The sequence below is a fragment of the Archangium sp. genome, from assembly GCF_057119385.1.
Window position 1 is genome coordinate 1 of record NZ_DBNGVP010000041.1, and the last position, 17,462, is coordinate 17,462.

At 69.3% G+C, this 17,462-nt stretch carries 13 protein-coding genes and 2 pseudogenes; 6 read left to right on the top strand and 9 right to left on the bottom strand.

Annotation, left to right across the window (positions count from 1 at the left end; all coding sequences use genetic code 11):
• Positions 1-856: AHH domain-containing protein (locus AC16DP_RS09705; RefSeq protein WP_483956685.1), on the bottom strand; the 856-nt coding region annotated here is incomplete at its 3' end.
• Positions 857-965: 109 nt separating this feature from the next.
• On the opposite strand from AC16DP_RS09705, the gene AC16DP_RS09710 reads away from it, so the two are divergent.
• Complete coding sequence (locus AC16DP_RS09710; RefSeq protein ID WP_329728743.1) at positions 966-2,276, top strand: transporter substrate-binding domain-containing protein; 1,311 nt, start codon at positions 966-968, stop codon at positions 2,274-2,276.
• Between the two features lie 3 nt (positions 2,277-2,279).
• On the opposite strand, the gene AC16DP_RS09715 is transcribed toward AC16DP_RS09710, so the two are convergent.
• Positions 2,280-2,936, bottom strand: coding sequence for a DUF6968 family protein (locus AC16DP_RS09715; RefSeq protein ID WP_414640712.1), 657 nt, complete (start codon positions 2,934-2,936; stop codon positions 2,280-2,282).
• Positions 2,937-2,962: 26 nt separating this feature from the next.
• Here AC16DP_RS09715 and AC16DP_RS09720 point away from each other — a divergent pair, with 26 nt between their 5' ends.
• Positions 2,963-5,797, top strand: coding sequence for a M16 family metallopeptidase (locus AC16DP_RS09720; protein WP_329728745.1), 2,835 nt, complete (start codon positions 2,963-2,965; stop codon positions 5,795-5,797).
• Between the two features lie 143 nt (positions 5,798-5,940).
• Here AC16DP_RS09720 and AC16DP_RS09725 read toward each other — a convergent pair whose 3' ends face one another.
• The 6 genes from AC16DP_RS09725 to AC16DP_RS09750 all read right to left on the bottom strand — a co-directional run bounded on the left by AC16DP_RS09725 (position 5,941) and on the right by AC16DP_RS09750 (position 10,708).
• Entirely contained in the window at positions 5,941-6,684 is a 744-nt protein-coding gene (locus AC16DP_RS09725; RefSeq protein ID WP_329728746.1) for an HNH endonuclease family protein, read from the bottom strand.
• Entirely contained in the window at positions 6,681-8,069 is a 1,389-nt protein-coding gene (locus AC16DP_RS09730; protein WP_329728747.1) for an AAA family ATPase, read from the bottom strand. The genes AC16DP_RS09725 and AC16DP_RS09730 overlap by 4 nt, the downstream gene beginning before the upstream one ends.
• A gap of 189 nt (positions 8,070-8,258) precedes the next feature.
• Entirely contained in the window at positions 8,259-8,717 is a 459-nt protein-coding gene (locus tag AC16DP_RS09735; RefSeq protein ID WP_329728748.1) for a VOC family protein, read from the bottom strand.
• Between the two features lie 114 nt (positions 8,718-8,831).
• Complete coding sequence (locus tag AC16DP_RS09740; RefSeq protein WP_329728749.1) at positions 8,832-9,257, bottom strand: hypothetical protein; 426 nt, start codon at positions 9,255-9,257, stop codon at positions 8,832-8,834.
• 105 nt (positions 9,258-9,362) lie between these two features.
• Positions 9,363-9,923, bottom strand: coding sequence for a Uma2 family endonuclease (locus AC16DP_RS09745; protein ID WP_329728750.1), 561 nt, complete (start codon positions 9,921-9,923; stop codon positions 9,363-9,365).
• Positions 9,924-10,087: 164 nt separating this feature from the next.
• Positions 10,088-10,708 (bottom strand): hypothetical protein, encoded by a 621-nt coding sequence (locus tag AC16DP_RS09750; protein WP_483956686.1) that lies wholly within the window; start codon positions 10,706-10,708, stop codon positions 10,088-10,090.
• A gap of 151 nt (positions 10,709-10,859) precedes the next feature.
• Here AC16DP_RS09750 and ubiE point away from each other — a divergent pair, with 151 nt between their 5' ends.
• The gene (ubiE, locus tag AC16DP_RS09755) at positions 10,860-11,603 is read left to right on the top strand and encodes a bifunctional demethylmenaquinone methyltransferase/2-methoxy-6-polyprenyl-1,4-benzoquinol methylase UbiE (protein ID WP_329728752.1); all 744 of its coding nucleotides are present in this window, start codon (positions 10,860-10,862) and stop codon (positions 11,601-11,603) included.
• A 48-nt stretch (positions 11,604-11,651) separates the two neighbouring features.
• Positions 11,652-15,158 carry a tetratricopeptide repeat protein gene (locus AC16DP_RS09760; protein WP_329728753.1) on the top strand — a complete coding sequence of 1,169 codons (3,507 nt, stop codon included), beginning with the start codon at positions 11,652-11,654 and terminating at the stop codon, positions 15,156-15,158.
• 58 nt (positions 15,159-15,216) lie between these two features.
• Here AC16DP_RS09760 and AC16DP_RS09765 read toward each other — a convergent pair whose 3' ends face one another.
• Positions 15,217-15,513, bottom strand: coding sequence for a hypothetical protein (locus tag AC16DP_RS09765; RefSeq protein WP_329728754.1), 297 nt, complete (start codon positions 15,511-15,513; stop codon positions 15,217-15,219).
• 714 nt (positions 15,514-16,227) lie between these two features.
• Between AC16DP_RS09765 and AC16DP_RS09770 the strand changes: the two are divergent.
• Positions 16,228-16,521, top strand: a pseudogene (locus tag AC16DP_RS09770) (hypothetical protein); the annotation flags it as partial.
• A gap of 34 nt (positions 16,522-16,555) precedes the next feature.
• Positions 16,556-17,462: pseudogene (locus AC16DP_RS09775) on the top strand (hypothetical protein); the annotation flags it as partial.

Sequence of the window (17,462 nt, forward strand, 5' to 3'; positions counted from 1 at the left end):
ACAGGCCCTCGGGGAGGGCGTAGCGCGGGGCGCGCAGCAACGCCGTGAGTCCGCCCTCGGGCACCGGGGGCAGTCCCTTGGCCACGCCCAGGCTGGCCACCAGCATGAGCACCCGTAACCCCGTGCCGCCCAGCGCCTTGCCGAAGCGCTCGGCCACCCGCTCGATTTCCTGCGGTGTCGTGGCCGCGTGGGCTTCCCGGTACAGCTGGACACAGGCCAGGGCCACGCGGGTGAGTTCCAGCACACCCACGGCCAGCGAGAGCCGGAGCGTCAGCAGGGCCACGAAGGCCTTGCTGAACACCGGCTCGGGCGCCAGCCAGGCGGAGAAGTAGAGGAAAACCGAGAGGGTGACACTGGAGAGGAAGACGGGAGAGGAGAACAGCTCGCGCGCCGCTTCACGGGCGCCCGCGCCCATGTAGTGGGGAGAGCGTTTCAGGGCGAGGAGGACAGGGCTCGTCTCCAGGGACTGGGGCAGGGGCAGCCGGGAAGGGCCGAAGCGTGAGAGGAGCTCCTCGAGCAGGTGAGCGCGCCAGCCCTGGGGCGGCGGCTGCGTCGAGGCCGTGGAGGCCAGGACGAGCCGCGGCCGGGGGGGCTGCTGGGTCCGCAGGGACGCGTGCAGGGACGTGAGAACGTCCCGGGCGTCTTCCAGGCGCATTCGCTCCAGGGAGGGGTCGGGTAACACCGGCTCGAAGGAGAGTCGCAGGCGGCCATCGGGCAGTGGAGTCGTGCGCACCTGTTCTGGCTCCTGCCGTGGGCGCGGCGTCTCGGGAGTACTGGCCGGAGAGGTGGCGCACGCAGCGCAGAGGATGAGCCCCAGCGCGAGCACTCCACCTGACAGCGGACGGGAGCTTTTCATGCCCCGGCAGCTTGCACGACCTCCGGCGCGCCGCGCACCTGTGTCCGTTCTACGTGGGTCGCACGCACGTCCCCTGGGGGATTCGCCCTGCCTGGGGCAGAGTCCGGGGATGCTCCCTTCCCTCCCTCGTGCCCGCCTCGCGCTCGCGGGCTGCGTGCTGGCCCTGTTCGCGGCGTGTGCGACGCATCCCGGCACCACGTCACCCCCTCGCGAGACCCGGCTCCTCCGCGTCGGAACGAGTGGTGACTATCCGCCCTTCAGCTCCATGCGGGACGGGCAGGTGTCCGGCTTCGATGCCGCGCTCCTGGAGTGCTTCGCCTCCGAGCGCGGATACCGGCTCGAGTGGGTGCGCTTCCTCTGGCCGGAGCTGCTGGCGGACCTCGGCGCTCAGCGCTTCGACCTGGCGGCCAGTGGTCTCACCCTCCGCCCCGAGCGCTCGCTGGCCGGGCGCTACACCGTCCCCGTGGCGCGCAATGGGGCCCTGTTGCTCCTGCGGCGCCCGGCCTGGGCCCCTCCGCCCGCGGCCGGTGACACCGAGGCGCCACTCGCGCTGCTGCGGGCGCTCGACCGGCCTGATTTCCGCGTGGCCGTGAACCGGGGCGGACACCTGGAGCGCGTGGCGCGTGCGCACTTCCAGAACGCGCGCATCCTCGCCATTCCCGACAACGCGGCGGTGCGCGAGGCGCTCGCCTCCGGGCAGGCCGATGCGGCGCTCACCAACACCGTCGAGGGTCCTCGCTGGGCCGAGGGCCTCTCCGGCATCGAGCGCGTGGGGCCCTTCACCCGGGACGTGGTGGCGCTCTTCGTGCAGCCCTCCCGGGCCGGGCTGGCCACCGAGCTGGACACGTGGCTCCTGCGGCAGGAGGCCCGCGGCGCGCTCGGGGCGCTCCGTCAGAGCTACCTGGGCCCCGGCGCCACCGGTCCCACCGCGACCCCCGTGGACGCGCTGCTCTCCGCCACCGCCGAGCGTCTGGCATTGATGCCCTGGGTGGCCACGGCCAAGCAGCGCGCGGGTCAGCCCATCGAGGTGCCCGCACAGGAGGCTCGGGTGCTGGAGGCCGCGCTGAAGGAGGTCCACGCCGCCGCCGCGGCCCTGGGCGTTCCGGCGCCTCCGGACGAGGCCATCTCCGCTTTCTTCCAGGCACAGATGGACGCGGCGAAGCGGATTCAGCTCCGCACACCTCCGGCCGCCGCGGAGGCTCCCGTGCACTCGCTCGACGAGGAGCTCCGGCCGGCGCTCGCGCGCATCAGTGCTCGCATCAGTACGCTCGTGCCGCGTGTGCCGCGAGGCCTGGACCGCGAGGCCACCCGGCGGAAGGCCCGTGAGGAGCTCGCGTCCACAGGACTGGAGGGCGGGGAGATCGATCGTCTCGCCGATGCGCTGGTGGCGCTCGGGGCGGCCCGTCTCGAGAACCCGTGAGGGTCAGCCCTGACGTCTGGTGCTCCGCTTCCCGTGAGCCGGTTGTCCGGCTCGGCGATGGGTGGATTCCAGGGTGCGTGCGAAACGATCCGTCTCCTTCTCCACCATCTTCTCCAGTCGCAGGGTGAACGCCGGTCCGAAGAGATCGGGAATCACCTTGGGAAATCCCAGCCAGCCGTCCTGCCCTCCCGCCCAACTCAGAGTGTCCGCATGAGGGGTGAGCTCGAGACGGATGGCCTGCAGGGCATTCTGTAGCGCCTGCATGGAGTCCATGCCCCAGGCCTCACGGACTTCCCGGTCGCCAAGGCCCTCGAAGGTGTAGGGACAGACGTAGTCGCCTGTCGTGCGATCCTTCCGGGGCTTCCCGATTCGGATCCTTGCGGACGCGTTCTTCTTCCCTTCGAGCGTCAGGTTCCGTTCGGCGATGACCGTTCCCAGTGGGCGGGGCCTGGTGGAACTCTTCTTCGTGGTGGCTCTCTTCGTTCTGGTATCCATCGGTCCTGGGGACTCGTCATTTCTTGCAAGACCCTCACCCCGACCCTCTCCCAGAGGGAGAGGGGAGGATGGCCCGGGTGCTCCCCTGCTCAGCTTTTTCCCCGCTTCGTTCAGCCCTGGGCTTTCTTCCCCCATGCCCCTCTTTCGGGAACACCCCCCGGGCATGCCCGGTTGGTAGGTTCCAGATGCCTATGACCCTCTCCGCACGCTTCCGCCTCCTCGTCGCGGCCCTCCTCGTCGCGGCCTGCACTCCCCCGCTCGTCAACGCGCCGGGCCCCTCCTCGCCCCCCGCTGACGCCGCCCCTCCGCCCCGCGCCGAAGCCCCCTCCTCCCCCGCCGCTCCCTTCACCAGCGTCGAGGGCATCACCGAGTACCGGCTCGACAACGGGCTGCGCGTCCTCCTCTTCCCCGACCCCACCAGGCCCACCGTCACCGTCAACGTCACCTACTTCGTCGGCTCCCGCCACGAGGGCTACGGCGAGACGGGCATGGCCCACCTCCTCGAGCACCTCCTCTTCAAGGGCACCCCCTCCACCCCCAACGTGCCCCAGGCCCTCACCCAGCGCGGCGCCCGCCCCAATGGCACCACCTGGTTGGATCGCACCAACTACTACGAGACCCTCCCCTCCTCCGACGACAACCTCCGCTGGGCCCTCTCCTTCGAGGCCGACCGCATGGTCAACAGCTTCATCGCCAAGAAGGACCTCGACAGCGAGATGACCGTCGTGCGCAACGAGCTCGAGCGCGGCGAGAACGACCCCTCGCGCATCCTCTTCCAGCGCGTCATGAGCTCCGCCTTCTCGTGGCACAACTACGGCAAGTCCACCATCGGCGCCCGCGCGGACCTCGAGCACGTCCCCATCGAGCGTCTCCAGGCCTTCTACCGGAAGTACTACCGGCCCGATAACGCCATGCTCGTCATCGCCGGCGCCTTCGAGCCCCAGAAGGCCCTCGCCGAGGTGCAGAAGACCTTCGGCGCCCTGCCCCGTCCCGCCGAGCCCCTCCCCGCCACCTATACCGAGGAGCCCACCCAGGACGGCGAGCGGCTCGTCACCCTGCGCCGCGTGGGCGATGTGTCCGCCCTCACCGCCGTCTACCACGTCCCCGAGGGCGCCCACCCCGACTTCGCCGCCATCGACGTGCTCACGCACATCCTCGGCAACGCCCCCTCCGGCCGCCTCTACAAGGCCCTCGTCGAGACCAGGAAGGCCTCCAGCGCCGGGGCCTCCAACTTCCAGCTCCACGACCCCGGCATCCTCGCCTTCTCCGCCGAGGTCCGCGAGGGCCAGTCCCTCGACGCCGCCCGCGATGCCCTCCTGAAGACCGTGGAGGACGCCGCCCGCACGCCCTTCACCCAGGACGAGGTGGACCGCGCCAGGACGGCCCTGCTCAAGTACGTGGAGCTCATGCTCAACGACTCGGAGAGCGCCGCCATCCAGCTGTCCGAGTGGGCCGCCATCGGCGACTGGCGCCTCTTCTTCCTCCACCGCGACCGGATTGAAGCCGTCACCGCCGCCGACGTCACGCGCGTGGCGCGGAGCTACCTCAAGTCCTCCAACCGCACGCTCGGCCAGTTCATCCCCACCGCGAAGCCGGACCGCTCGGAGATGCCCGAGCGCGTCAACGTGGCCTCCCTGCTCGAGGGCTACAAGGGCCGCGGCGAGGCCGTCGTGGGCGAGGCCTTCGACCCGTCTCCCGCCCACATCGAGCAGCGCGTGCAGCGCTCGCAGGCCGCGGGCCTGAAGCTCGCGCTGCTGCCCAAGAAGACGCGCGGCGAGATGGCCCACGTCACCTTCAACCTGCGCTGGGGCACCGAGAAGGCCGTCTGGGGCCGCTCGGACGCCGCGGACTTCGCCGGCATGATGCTCATGCGCGGCACGAAGAAGCACACCCGCCAGCAGCTGCGCGACGCCTTCGACAAGCTCAAGGCCCGCGTGGGCGTGGACGGCGGCGCCTCCGGCGTCAGCGTCTGGATGGAAGCCCCGCGCAAGAACCTCCCCGAGGTGATGACGCTGGTGGCCGAGGTGCTGCGCGAGCCCGCCTTCGACGCCCGGGAGTTCGCCCTGCTCCAGGAGGAGCGGCTGGCCTCGCTGGAGGCCCAGCGCAGCGAGCCCAACACCCAGGGCCGCATCGCCTTCTCGCGCGCGCTGTCTCCCTACCCCGCCGGGCACCCGTACTACGCGGAGACGCTGGACGAGTCGCTCGCCGGGGTGAAGAACACCACCCTGGAGCAGGCGCGGGCCTTCTACCGCGAGTTCTACGGCGCCTCGCAGGGCGAGCTCGCCGCGGTGGGGGACTTCGACGCCGAGGCCCTGCACAAGCAGGTGGCCGAGCTGTTCGGCGGTTGGAAGAGCCCGGCGCCGTACGCGCGCATCGCCGCGCAGCCGTACAAGACGGGCACCCAGGCGCTGATGCTCGAGACGCCGGACAAGGCCAACGCGCTGTTCCTCGCGGGCCAGGGGCTGGGGCTGCGCGATGACAACCCGGACTACCCGGCGCTGGTGCTCGGCAACTTCCTGCTCGGCGGCGGCTTCCTCAACTCGCGGCTGGCCACGCGCGTGCGCCAGCAGGACGGCCTGTCCTATACGGTGGGCAGCTCGTTGAACGCGGGCTCGTTGGACCCGGTGGGCGCGTTCTCCACGTACGCCATCTACGCGCCGCAGAACGCCGCGAAGCTGGAGACGGCGGTGCGCGAGGAGCTGGAGAAGGTGCTGAGCCAGGGCTTCACCGCGGACGAGCTGGAGAAGGCGCGGGCGGGCCTGCTGGAGTACCGGCGCACGGGCCGCGCGGATGACGGGGGCCTGGCGCGCACGCTGGCGTCGTACCTGTACTACGGGCGCACGCTGGAGTTCGACGCGGCCTTCGAGAAGCGCATGAGCGAGCTCAAGCCCGAGGACGTGCGCACGGCGCTCTCGCGCTACCTGGACTGGAAGAAGGTGACGGTGGTCAAGGCCGGCGACTTCGCGGGAGCGGAGAAGAAGGCCAAGGCCCCCGTGCCCACGCAGCCCGCGCCGCCCGCGAAGTAACCGCTTCACTTCCGCCAGTTCACCGCGGGCAGTTCACCGCGGGCATTTCCCCTCTCCCTCCGGGAGAGGGACGGGGTGAGGGTGGTGCGGACCCCGGGTTCGCCACTGCCCTCACCCTTCGTGTTTCCGGGGCTCCGCCGTCATCAGCGCAGGAAGGCGCGGGTCATCGCGGCGTACTGCCTGGAGTCCTGCTGCATGCGCTGGAGGATCTCCCGTGCCTCCTCGGCATAGGGCTGTTGGCCGATCTTGATGAGGTTCTTCAACGCCCTCACGTGGCCCAGATGCTCCCTTCGGCGCTCAGCCAGTTTCTCCCGACGGAGGCCCAGGGTGTGAATTGTCACCTCCCCGCGTGCGTTGCCATCCACTGCGTAGGGCACCTCTTCCCGGAATGAGATGAATGCCTCGGGGTCGTCCACGGAGGGGTCGAGCAGTAGCGGGTCCTCTGCCGTCACATCCTCCTTGTGGCTTCGGGCCCGCCGCGCGGGGGTCTGTAAGGGGAAGAGGTTCTCCTTGAACTGCTGATTGCAGAGGGTGCAGGACACGAACAGGTTGGACCACTCGTAGGCCAGCCAGTAATAGCCGGGCTGGTTCAGGGGCTCACCTTCCTCCTGGCGCCATCCCCCCTTGGGGCGTAAGTGCTCGACGTCTCCGTAGGAGATATGCTCGAACGGCGATTCGCAGAAGGCGCACTTGCCGTGTTGTGCCGCGATGAGCGCCTGCTTGACGGTCTCATGGGCGTAGAGGCTCGAGTCGAACTCGAACGTTCTCTTGCCCTTCTGGTAGCTCCGAGGGGCTCGCGAGTACGCCGTACTCATGGATCGCCGGGCGCGCTCGCCTTTCGTCTGAAGGACCTCGGGTGGCTCGGCCGGTTTGCGGACGCGGATCACTTCTGGCCATCCCGCAGGCGCTCGGCGGCGCGCTGGATGAGCTCGAGGGCTTCGCGCTCGGTCTTCGTCTCACCCGTGGGCAGGGGCCCGATTGCCGTTTCCAGCTCCCGCAGTCTGGTTTTGTCCTTGGGCGTCAGTCGAGGTTTGGCGAGAAGCGCGGTCCGCTCCTTGAGCAGTTCCTCGGCCTGGGGTGGCCGGGCCGTCTCCAACCCGAACAGGTCGCTCGTGAGGATCTGGTCCACCCGCCAGCCCCGGATGGATTCCACGTCGTTGTCGATGACGACGTGGTCACCCTCCCGCTTGAGGACCACGATGTTCGCATCCGCGGCGCTCTGGACGACGAGCGGGCTGTGCGCCGTCACGATGAACTGGGTGTTGGGGAAACGCTCGGTCAAATAGCCGATGAGCTGGCGCTGCCACGTGGGATGCAGGTGGAGATCGATTTCGTCGACGAGCACCACCGCGGGTTCAGCCAGCGGGTTGGGGCTGTCGGGGTAGCGCTCGAACATGCGGCTCGCGAGGTCCACCATCCAGGCGATGAGTGTCCGGTATCCCAGGCTCAAACTTCGCATCGCGACCCAACCGTAGGGAGTCTGGACTTCCACCCTGGCCGTTGGGTTGGTCACATCGGGAGGTGCGAAGCGCAGGTCATGCACCTCTGGCAGCAAATCGAGCAGCAGTTGTTTGATGCGATCACGCTTCTGCTTTGCTCCCCCCTTGTTCTCTTGTGCGAGTAGCTCCTTGCTGGCTGCGTAATCGGCTTGTAGGAGCCATTCCTCCGCGTTTCGAAGCGGTACATCCTCGAGGAAGAGGCTATCGCTGGAACGCGACTCCTTCTGGGCGGACAACGTGCCATTGCCCATTCGGCGAGTTGCTCCATAGCCATAGCAGACCAGATTCTGGAAGGGCGTGGAGACAATCGTCGCTTCGCTTCCCCACATGGGCTCCAATGCATACTCAAGCTCGGCTTGTTCTTCGTTTCCGCCACCACTTGCCAGCAGCGCTCCGGCCCTGACCTTGGCGGAAAAACGGGCGAGATACGCCTGGTGCCGAACAGGATTCCAGGACAGGGTTTCCGGCAGGAAGTACCCCTTGGGGAGGTGGTAGCGATCTCCCTCCTGTTCATAGGAAATGGGTTCGAAGGCGGTGAGTGCCTGCAGCAGGGTCGTTTTGCCCATGCCGTTGTTGCTGAGAATCACCGTCCATCTCGCCGGTCGTCCCTTGCCGTCGGAGAGGTTCAGGGTCTGCTCGGGTCCAAAGCAGCGCACGTTCTCAAGGGTCAATGAACGGAAGTACACGGGCAGTGGCTCAGAAGGTGTCGGCTTGCGTGAGCCCGCCCGCCCTCGTTTCGCCAGCTGTGCTCTTCCCCGTGTCTTCGTGGCCATGTCGCTCCTCGACTGGTGCCCACCTTGGCTCCTGTCGCGACCGGTGTACCACGAAGGTTGCAACCGAGACCGGTCCTCAGCCGCCGTACGCGGCCGGCAGTCCATCGGGTGAGGAGTCGCCCTCGTAGCGGCTCCCATCGAGGAATGCTCCGCGGGACGCTGGCTTCCCCGTGCCGCGGGCGCTCCGCCCTACCCGCCCATCATCTTCGCCATGCGCCGCTGCATCTCCTCGGGCGTCACGTCCTCCACGTGCTGCGCGAGCGTCCACTTGTACCCCTCGGGATCCTCCACCTGCGCCGTGCGGTCCCCGTAGAACTGGTTCTCCAGCGGCCGCACCTGCTTGCCTCCCGCCTTCAGGAAGCGCTCGTTCAGCGCATCCACGTTCTCCGTGTACACGCACAGCGCCATGGGCGAGCCGCCCAGGTCCTTCGCGCTCTTGTTGCCCCACTCCGGCATCGCGTCCGACAGCATCAGCCGCGACGTGCCCATCCGCAGCTCCGCGTGGGCAAGCTTCCCGTCCGGCATCAGCAGCCGGTACACCTCCTCCGCACCGAGCGCCGTCTTGTAGAACTCGATGGCCTTCGCCGCGTCGCGCAGCGCCAGGTACGGCGTCAGCGAGTGGTATCCGTCCGGAATCGCCTGGGGCATGTGTTCTCCTGGAGGTGAGGCTCCCCGCTTCTGACGGGGGCGGCGAGCCTCCCCGGCGCCTCGGCTCCAATCAAGTCCGGATGTCGGGACGGGACTCCCCCGCCTCGGCCCGCGTCAGGAGAACACGAGGGTGGCTTCTCCCGACAGGTTCACCTCGGTGTACGTCTCGACCTGCCGGGTGGTGGGGATGACGAACCCCGGGGTGCGCGTGGTGATGCCCACCGTGCGGATTCTCACACTGCGGTCCTGGCCGATCAGCTGGGCATGGGGAATCAACACGCTGAAGAGGATTCCCCCGGCATCCGCCGCGTTCGACTGCAGCTCGAGGGTGACCAGCGTTCCGATTCCCACATCCACCTGGCGGATTTCATCGCCGCTCGCGCTCACCTGGCGTTGGCGATCCCGGTACTGCAGGAGCGGCCGGCCGGTGATGCTCGTGGTCGAGAAGCTCACGTGAATGTCCTTCCCGCGCAACTCGAACTGGGTGGGCGAGTTGGAAACGATGTCCGCGCGTGGCGCGATGGGTTCCACTTGATCCATGGAGATGCCTCGTCTGTCTGGGCGGCGCCCCTGCGAGCAGCGCCGCGGGTTTCGCCGAGGCAGAGCGGGCTCGCGTGAATCGTGACGAGGGCTCGTCCTCCCGGGTCAGCGCTGCCAGAGCAGGCCGAGTTCCAGGCGCAGGGGCGTGAAGGGCTCGGCGTGCACGTACGCCTGGCCGGCGTGCGTGCCCAGCGTCTTCCAGTGGCCACCGTCCAACGCGTAGACCTCCAGTGCTCGACGCAGCGGGTCCACCAACCACAGGTGGCGCACGCCCTCTCGGGCGTAGACCTTCATCTTCTTCTCCCGATCCAGCACCTCCGTGGAGGGCGAGAGCACCTCGCAGACCCAGTCCGGCGCGAGGGTGAAGCCCACCACTTCGGGCATCACCGGCATGCGCTCGCGGCGCCAGCCCGCGATGTCCGGCACCAGCACGTCCTCGCCCAGGTGCAGCTCCGGCTCGGAGAGGATCAACCAGCCACCCGGGCCCCCCCTTCCCAGGGAGAAGGGTCCATAGAGCTCATGGTGCAGGGCTCCGTGTGCGAAGACATGGGGCGAAGCCGGACGGGGGCTCGTGTACAGCTCACCGTCCACCAGTTCCGCCACGAGGTGCGGAGGGACCGCCTCCAGGTCCGCGTACGTCGCCTTGCGTCTCTGGCCGGTGCCCATGTCTGGAGCATGGGCAGCCGGGCGGGTCTCTTCAAGGGGCGTCCAGGGTGCACTGCTGGATTCAGGGTGCATCCCCAGACACTACACCCTACTTCCGACATCAGGGAGTCCCGGGTACCCTGTCACGTTGTCCCGCCCCGGGCCCGTCTGCTTCCGCGCTCCGCTCAGTTGCCGCAGAACGTCGGGCGGCCGTACAGGCGGCAGAAGGTCTCGATGTCCTTCCCGGTGAGCGCCGTGCGCGGCTGGGGCTGCTCCCGGCTCATCACGCTGTCCACTCCCTCCGCCGGTGTCCCGATTCCCAGCGCCTTGCCCACCGCCGTCAGCCAGTCCCCTCGCGTCACCGCCCCGGGCGCGGCCGTGTCCACGTAGATGACGCTCTGCAGGAGCCGCCCCGTGCTCAGCCGCAGCGTGAGCGTCGTCTGCACCTTGTACCCCTCCACGCCCGCCGGCCTTCCCGACACCAGGTGCACGCGCCGCTGCGAGCTGTCCTCCGCCGGCACCGTGCTCTCCACCGGCGCCGTGAAGCACAGGTCGCTGCACGCCTGCGCGTCCCACGCCGCCAGTGCCGCCTCGAACTCCGGCAGCGCGTCCTTCATGTCCGGCGCGTAGCTCGTCTGGATGCAGCCCGCGGACAGCGCCCAGTGCGCCACCACCCCGCTGAGCTCCTTGAAGGGCACCGCCAGGTCCACCGGTGGATTCACGCAGACGTCATCGGCCCCATTCCCACCGTCCCCCTCCGTCCCCGGACAGCCCACGAGCAGTGCCGCCGCTCCCAACGCAATCATGAGTCGCATCCGCCCAATCTACCATGCGCGTCCCGCCCCACCCCCTCCGGGCCCCCCGGACGACTTGCTCGAATTCGTGGGATTAGCGCCGCACCCCCGACCCCTCCGCCCCCCTCGGCCATCCGGCGGGGTGGGTGCTATAGCCCGCCCCATGAGCACCGCCCCCCAGCCCTCCTCCGTCACGCCGTCCTCCGAGTCCTCCGCGCCTCGAGGCGGCTCGGGCGCCATGTTCGACATGATCGCCCCCCGTTATGACCTGCTCAACCGGCTCATGTCGTTCGGCGTGGATCAGCGCTGGCGCAACAAGACGGTGGATGCCCTGGAGCTCCAGTCCGGGGCCCGGGTGCTCGACCTGGCCACGGGCACGGCGGACCTCGCGCTCAAGGTGCTCCAGCGTCACCCGGACACCCAGGTGGTGGGCGTGGACCCCTCCGAGGGCATGCTCGAGGTGGGCCGGCGCAAGGTGGCCGCCAAGGGCCTCACCCGCGTGTGCGAGCTGAAGGTGGGGGATGCGCAGCAGCTGCCCTTCGAGGACGACAGCTTCGACGGGTTGTGCATGGCCTTCGGCATCCGCAACGTGCCGGACCGGGCCCGTGCCCTCCGGGAGATGGCCCGCGTGGTGAGGCCCGACGGGCGCATCGCCATCCTCGAGTTGTCCGAGCCGCGCGGGGGACTGCTCGGCCCGCTGGCGCGCTTCCAGATTCGCACCGTGGTGCCCTTCATGGGCCGGCTGCTGTCCGGGGCTCGCGAGTACCGCTACCTCCAGGAGTCCATCGCCGCCTTCCCCGAGCCCGAGGTGTTCGCCGGCATCATGCGCGACTCGGGCCTCGAGGTGCTGCGCGTCACGCCGCTCACCTTCGGCGTGTGCTGTCTGTACGTGGCCCGGCCCCGCTGAGGGCGCCGCGGACTGGATTCCGGGCGCGAATCGGGCCATCCATCGCCCGTGCCCACTCCGACACCCCCGCCCGTCTTCATCTCCTACGCGCGAAGGACGAGCCGTGCCCACGCCGAGGCCCTGCACCAGGCGCTCGGCGGCGAAGGGGGGCTGGCGTTCCTGGATACCTCCGGCCTGGAGCAGGGCGAGCACTGGCCGGCCACGCTGAGGGACGCGATGTGGGCCGCCAGGGTCGTGGTCCTCTTCGCCGAGGACGGCTACTTCCAGCGGCTGTACTGCTGTCGCGAGCTCCGTTTCGCCCTGGCGCCCTTCCTCGCGGCCCAGAAGCACCCGGGGCTGTCCGAGGCGCAGCGGCGCGAGGCCCTGGCGCCGCTCGTCGTGGCCCGGCCCGTGGCGGGCTCTTCGGGCCTGGCGCTCCTGCCCCCTCAGCTGCGCGACACCCAGTGGCCTCGCGCGGATGAGACCGCCCTCCTGGCGGCGCTGGTCCGCTCGAGGCTCGACGCCGCCGGAGCCACCCTGGGCGAGCGTCTGGAGGCACTCGGCGCCTCGCGCTCCCGGACGGCGGCGCAGGTGGTGGAGGAGCTCGCGCTCGAACCCCCCGCTCCCCTGGAGGTGACGCAGCCGCTCTACCCCGTCTCCCTCCCCTCCTCGCTCGGCACCGCCTTCGTCGGACGCGCGGACGAGCTGTGGGGAATCGATTTCGCGCTCCGGGCCCAGGCGCCGCTCGGCAACCCGCGCATCGCCGCGCTCCAGGGCGGCGGTGGCACCGGGAAGACGCGCCTCGCCCTGGAGTACCTGCACCGCTACGGGCGTCACTACCCCGGCGGCGTCTTCTGGATCGATGCCGATGCCGGCGAGGAGCGGCTGGAGGAACAGCTCCACGGCGTCCTCCAGACGCTCCGCCCCGACACGCCCCCCCTGCACGTCTTCCGCAAGGAGCAGCGGAACCTGTCCACCGCTCTTGCCCAGTCGCTCCGGGAGGCCTCCGCGCGGCCCGTTCTCTACGTCGTGGACAACCTGCCCGAGCCCTCGGGAACACAGCGCCCCCGGCCCCTCCGGGACTTCTGCCCCGGGCCAGTCCACGTCTCGCTGCTCGTCACCTCCCGTCTTCGCATCACCGAGCCGGGCGTCGTCCCCCTGCGCGTCGAGCCGCTCGCGCCCGAGAGCTCGCGGGTGTTGCTGACGCACGACGTGACGGAACATGCCCTCGGTCCCCAGGAGTGGGGGCGCGTCACCCACTGGGTGGGCCATCTCCCGCTCGCGCTGGAATTGCTCAACAGCGCCCTGCGCCTGGGGGCCATCGACTCCCGGGAACTGCTCGAGAAGGCCCTGCATGAGCGGCCCGCCCCGGAGCTGGACCGGCAGATGGACGCGCTCCGGGACCAGGTCCCGCGGGACTCCCTCCGGGGCGTCACCGAGGCCTTCTCCCTCTCCTATGAGCGGTTGCTGGAGGAGGTGCGCAAGGCGGCCCGGCTCGTCGCGTGGCTGGCCCCCGAGCCCATTCCGATGGCGCTGCTCGAGGCCCTGGGGCCGGAGGCCTCGGAGGCGAAGCTGCGTACCGCGTTGGTGGCGAGGTCCTTCATCACGCCCATCCCGGGACGGGACATCCCCCTCTTCGGCCGGATGCACCGCCTGCTCGCGGACTTCCTGCGCGGCCAGTCGCCCGAGCCGGCCGCGGAATTGCGGCATGTCGGCAAGGCGGCGCTCGAGATGGTTCCGCCGGAGGCGTGCCGGGACTCCGCGGCGTGGCCCATGCTCCAGCTCTGGTTCCCCCACGCCGAGTCCCTTCATGCCTCGCTGCGGCAGCAGGGCACTCCGCGCGATGCCTCGCTCGAGGCGAACCTCGGGTTGCTCATGGGTTCCTACCTGGCGGAGCGAGGGGCGCTGACGCAGGCCCGGGACCTTGGCTGGGAAGTTCTCGAGCGGGTCCAGGACACATTGGGACCGGAGCATCCCGATACGCTCGTCGCAGTGAACAACCTCGCCCTGACGTACCGGCAGTTGGGTGACAACGCCAGCGCCATCGCCTACGGGGAACGGTTGGTCGAGGTGAGCCGTCGCGTGATGGGGGCTGCCCACCCCAGCACGCTCACCGCGATGGGTAACCTCGCTGGGGCATTGCAGGATGAAGGATTCCTCGTTCGGGCGCGCGAGCTGAAGGAGGAGGTGCTGGAAGGCAAGATGTGGCTCCTGGGTCCCAAGCATCCCGAGACCCTCGTCGCGATGAGCAACCTCGCTCGTCTGCTCGCTGAGGAAGAGGAGTTTGAAGAGGCACTTGAACTGGAGGAGAAGTGCCTCCAGTTCTCCGAGGAAGTCCTTGGCCCGGCTCACCCGGACACGCTCCTCGCGATGGGCAGTCTCGCCAATATCCTTCGCTCGTTGGACAGACTGGATGAAGCACGAGCGCTCCAGGAAAGGGTCCTCACGGCCTTTCTGGGGACTCACGGCCTCCATCACCCCAAGACCCTCGTCCTGCAGTCGGAGCTTGCCGCGACGCTCTCGGATAAAGGAGACCACGCGGAGGCGCGACGACTCCAAGAGGAGGTCCTCGCCATCCGGTCGAAAGAGTCTGGAGAGGGGCATCCCGCCACCATTCTCTCGATGCAGAACCTCGCGAAGATCCTCAAGCGGGGCGGGGAGCTTCAACGCGCGTGTGTCCTCCAGCGGGACGCATTGGAGCGCTGTCGCCGGACTTTCGGCGAAGGCCACCGGGAGACCCATACCGCATTGAACGAGCTCGCCGGGACCCTCCGTGAGTTGGGCGTGGAACAGGAAGCGCATGCCCTGGAAGAAGAACTGCTGCGCTCAGGCCAACAGCACCTGGGCGAGGACCATCCCGGGACGCTCAGTGCGATGTCTCAGTTGGCCGCGGTTCATCATGCGAAGGGCGAGCTTCACCCTGCCCGGGAGCTTGGCCACAAAGCACTGCAAGCCTGGGTGAGGACCCGTGGCAATGAAGATGACATGACGACCCTCGCGGCCTGGAGCCATCTCCAGGTGCTGCGCGACCTCGGGGATTCAATGGCCTGTGAGGCCATCCTCTCGCGACACCTCCAGTGGTTGCTCGAGCGGGCGCCCGAAAACCTTCATCCGATTCAGCAGGGCATCCGGAACGAATTGTTGAAGGAGCGGGGGGCGCACGGCTCGAATCCGGAGACCGACGATCCCGTTGTCGCCAAGCTGGTGCATGAGGTCGAAGAATTGAGGGCCACGCCGGGCAAGGCCGATCTCCTGCTGCATGTCAGCGGCACGCCTGTCGAGTCGGACGAGGCGTACGAGCAGATCCGCTCGTTCCTGCTCGGGAAGCTGCTCTCGCGCGGCATCCACAAAGGCGAGGCTGTCGCGATGGTCGAGCGCAGGCGCAAGGAGTACCGGGTCCAGTTTCTCCTGTGGCAGGACCACGGGCCCGAATCGCTTGGCTCCATCACCGTGCCGCTGCAGGGCCATGGGGCCAAGGCGTTCTCTGCGGCGTTGAAGAAGGCGGGCATCACCCGGCTGGAGGACCCATCCGTTCGTGCGGTGGCCATCAAGTCCTTCGACCCCGGCGAGGAGTGACACTTTCTCCCCCGAGTGTGGACAGTGCGAGGCCGGAACCGGAGTGCGAGCCCCGGTCTCAGCTCCGCTTGAGCTTCGCGAGCACGCGATCGAGCTGCTTGGTGACCTCCAGCCAGGCTGGGTCTGTCTTGTCGTGCTCGTTCACGGGTTTGCCACCGGGCTGGATGGCCTGGAGCTTCCCGATGGCTCGTTTCAACACGGCGCCAGAGCGCCTGGCGTGCTTGGGCTCGCGGTGGACGTAGGTTTCCACGATGAAGCGGGGCAGCAGGCCTTCCGGAAGTACCGTGCCATAGCGGTAGATGAAGCCGAGGCACTCGTCCGGCGGGGGCACCCTTGAGGCGCTGGAGGGTTTCACCACTTTGAGCATCCCAGATACAGATACGGCCACTCATCCCGCCGGCAGCGAGGAACCGCCCATCGGGTGACCACGAGGGGCGGCCCATCCAATGGTCTTGAGTGCCACTGCGCACGGGGGGATTTGGACCCTTCAGCCAGGCTGGGTGTCAGTCACCTCGTGATGGTACGCCCGGCCCTCAAAGCTGGGGAGACTGGCGTAGGCGACGGAAGGGGCTTCGCCACGGCAAGCGAGTCCCCGCCCGTGAGCCCGTGCCCACGAACTGGCGCGCCTGCTGCTGGTGGAGCGCCGTGTCCGCCTGGCGCCAACTCCTCCAGTCCGCGGGCACACGACATGGCGGCGCGAACCGCCACTGTCCCGGGCGGGGCGTCTCCCGGTGACGAGCGCGTGGCTTCAGTCCCTACCGGGGCCCCTTGGAAGAACAACCGCCCAAGAAGATTGCGCGTGCCCGGCCTGCCCGGACAGAAGGCAGGGGATTGCCATGTGTGATAGTCGTCCTGTCGGAGTGAGCGGGTATTGCTTGCTTGGGCGCCGCCGTTCGGGGGTGCTTCCGGAGGGCGCAGACTGATGATGACTCACCCGTGGACCGTGATGCTGCTGTGTCTCTGTCCTGCGCTGGGTGGGGCAATGGATTCTCCCTCGCCCGACAGCGAGTCTCCCCCGCCACCTTCCCCCGCCACGTGGCGCGACCTGACGCGGGTGGAGGCCACCGGGCTGGCGCGCCGCTACTCCAACCGGGCCAACCCGGACGACCCCCCTGCGGGCGCCTCCCTCACCGGCACCCTGGGCCCCCTCTACGTGGAGGCCTTCGCCTCGGACGTGCTGGGGGCGCGTCTCATGGGGGCCCAGGCCGAGGTGGACTTGCAGCACCGCTTCACCGGGCCACCCAGGCAGCGGGGCCGCTACACCCTGGGGCTGTCGGCGGTGCATGACTGGGGCAGGGCCGGAGGTGCTTCTCCGCCGGTGACGCGGGCCCACCTGAACGGGACGGCGGTGGTGGTGCGCCCGGGTGCCTTCGCCTCGCTGGGCCCGGGGGTGGACCATGCGCGCTGAGGCGTGGGCGCCCAGGTGGGCGGCGCTGCTGGGCGCCGTGCTGCTCTCCACCGGCTGCGTCACCCTGGCGCCGCGACACGCTGTCAGCACCGCCGAGGGCCCCCGCGCGCTCTCCATGTCGCGAGAAGCGGGGGCCAGTACGCCCGCGCCCGAGACGCCCGCCCCTCTTGCTTCCACGGAGGCGGGCGAGCACGCCTTCTCCGCCGAAACGGGCGGGCAGGAGCGGCTGCACCGCCGCCGCAGCGCCCGCGGGCTGGGCCCGGACGCCGCCCTGGCCAGCTCGGGCGAGGCTCCCGCGCCCGAGCTGGCCGGAGTGGGGACTGCCCCCCAGGGCTCGCCCTCGTGCGGAGGGCAGGCCGTGCCCCCGGGCTGGCCCGACTTCTCCTCCAGCCGTGACGAACTGCTGGCGCCCTTCCTCACCTGCACGTCGCCCGGGGAAGTCCTGGCCCTCCAGGAGCGGGTGGACATGCCCCGGCTGGTGGAGGCCCTGGACGACTGGCGCGCCGTACGGCTCGGTGGCCTGGGACCGCCGCGCGAGGACGTTGCCCATCTGCTCAACCAGAAGCGCGCCTCTCTTCTCCAGCGGGCCCCCGGAGCCTATGGACGCCTCAACGCCCAGGTCCTCTCCGTCTACGTCGTCGACTCGGCCTACGACAATGACTTGAGGGAGATTCTCTTCCTGCTGGCCCAGCAGAGGCGGCTGGAGGAAGTCCTCGAGCGGCTGCCCGCTTTCCAGGCCGCGCTGGAGAAGCGGGGACTGAAGCCCACGGCCCGTGTGGAGCGCGGCACCCGACTCGAACAATGGGGCCGAGGTATTCGCGGTGCTGGCGAGGACACGCTCTCCAGCTCACCCGCGGCCATGGACGGGCAGGATTTCGCGTTCCTCCCCATACGAG

Excerpts from the sequence above, each read along its gene's own strand:
- ubiE (WP_329728752.1), top strand. The coding sequence starts at position 10,860 with ATGAGCACCGCCCCCCAGCCCTCCTCCGTCACGCCGTCCTCCGAGTCC.
- AC16DP_RS09720 (WP_329728745.1), top strand. The coding sequence starts at position 2,963 with ATGACCCTCTCCGCACGCTTCCGCCTCCTCGTCGCGGCCCTCCTCGTC.
- AC16DP_RS09745 (WP_329728750.1), bottom strand. The coding sequence starts at position 9,923 with ATGGGCACCGGCCAGAGACGCAAGGCGACGTACGCGGACCTGGAGGCG.
- AC16DP_RS09735 (WP_329728748.1), bottom strand. The coding sequence starts at position 8,717 with ATGCCCCAGGCGATTCCGGACGGATACCACTCGCTGACGCCGTACCTG.
- AC16DP_RS09750 (WP_483956686.1), bottom strand. The coding sequence starts at position 10,708 with ATGATTGCGTTGGGAGCGGCGGCACTGCTCGTGGGCTGTCCGGGGACG.
- AC16DP_RS09740 (WP_329728749.1), bottom strand. The coding sequence starts at position 9,257 with ATGGATCAAGTGGAACCCATCGCGCCACGCGCGGACATCGTTTCCAAC.
- AC16DP_RS09715 (WP_414640712.1), bottom strand. The coding sequence starts at position 2,936 with ATGCCCGGGGGGTGTTCCCGAAAGAGGGGCATGGGGGAAGAAAGCCCA.
- AC16DP_RS09730 (WP_329728747.1), bottom strand. The coding sequence starts at position 8,069 with ATGGCCACGAAGACACGGGGAAGAGCACAGCTGGCGAAACGAGGGCGG.
- AC16DP_RS09710 (WP_329728743.1), top strand. The coding sequence starts at position 966 with ATGCTCCCTTCCCTCCCTCGTGCCCGCCTCGCGCTCGCGGGCTGCGTG.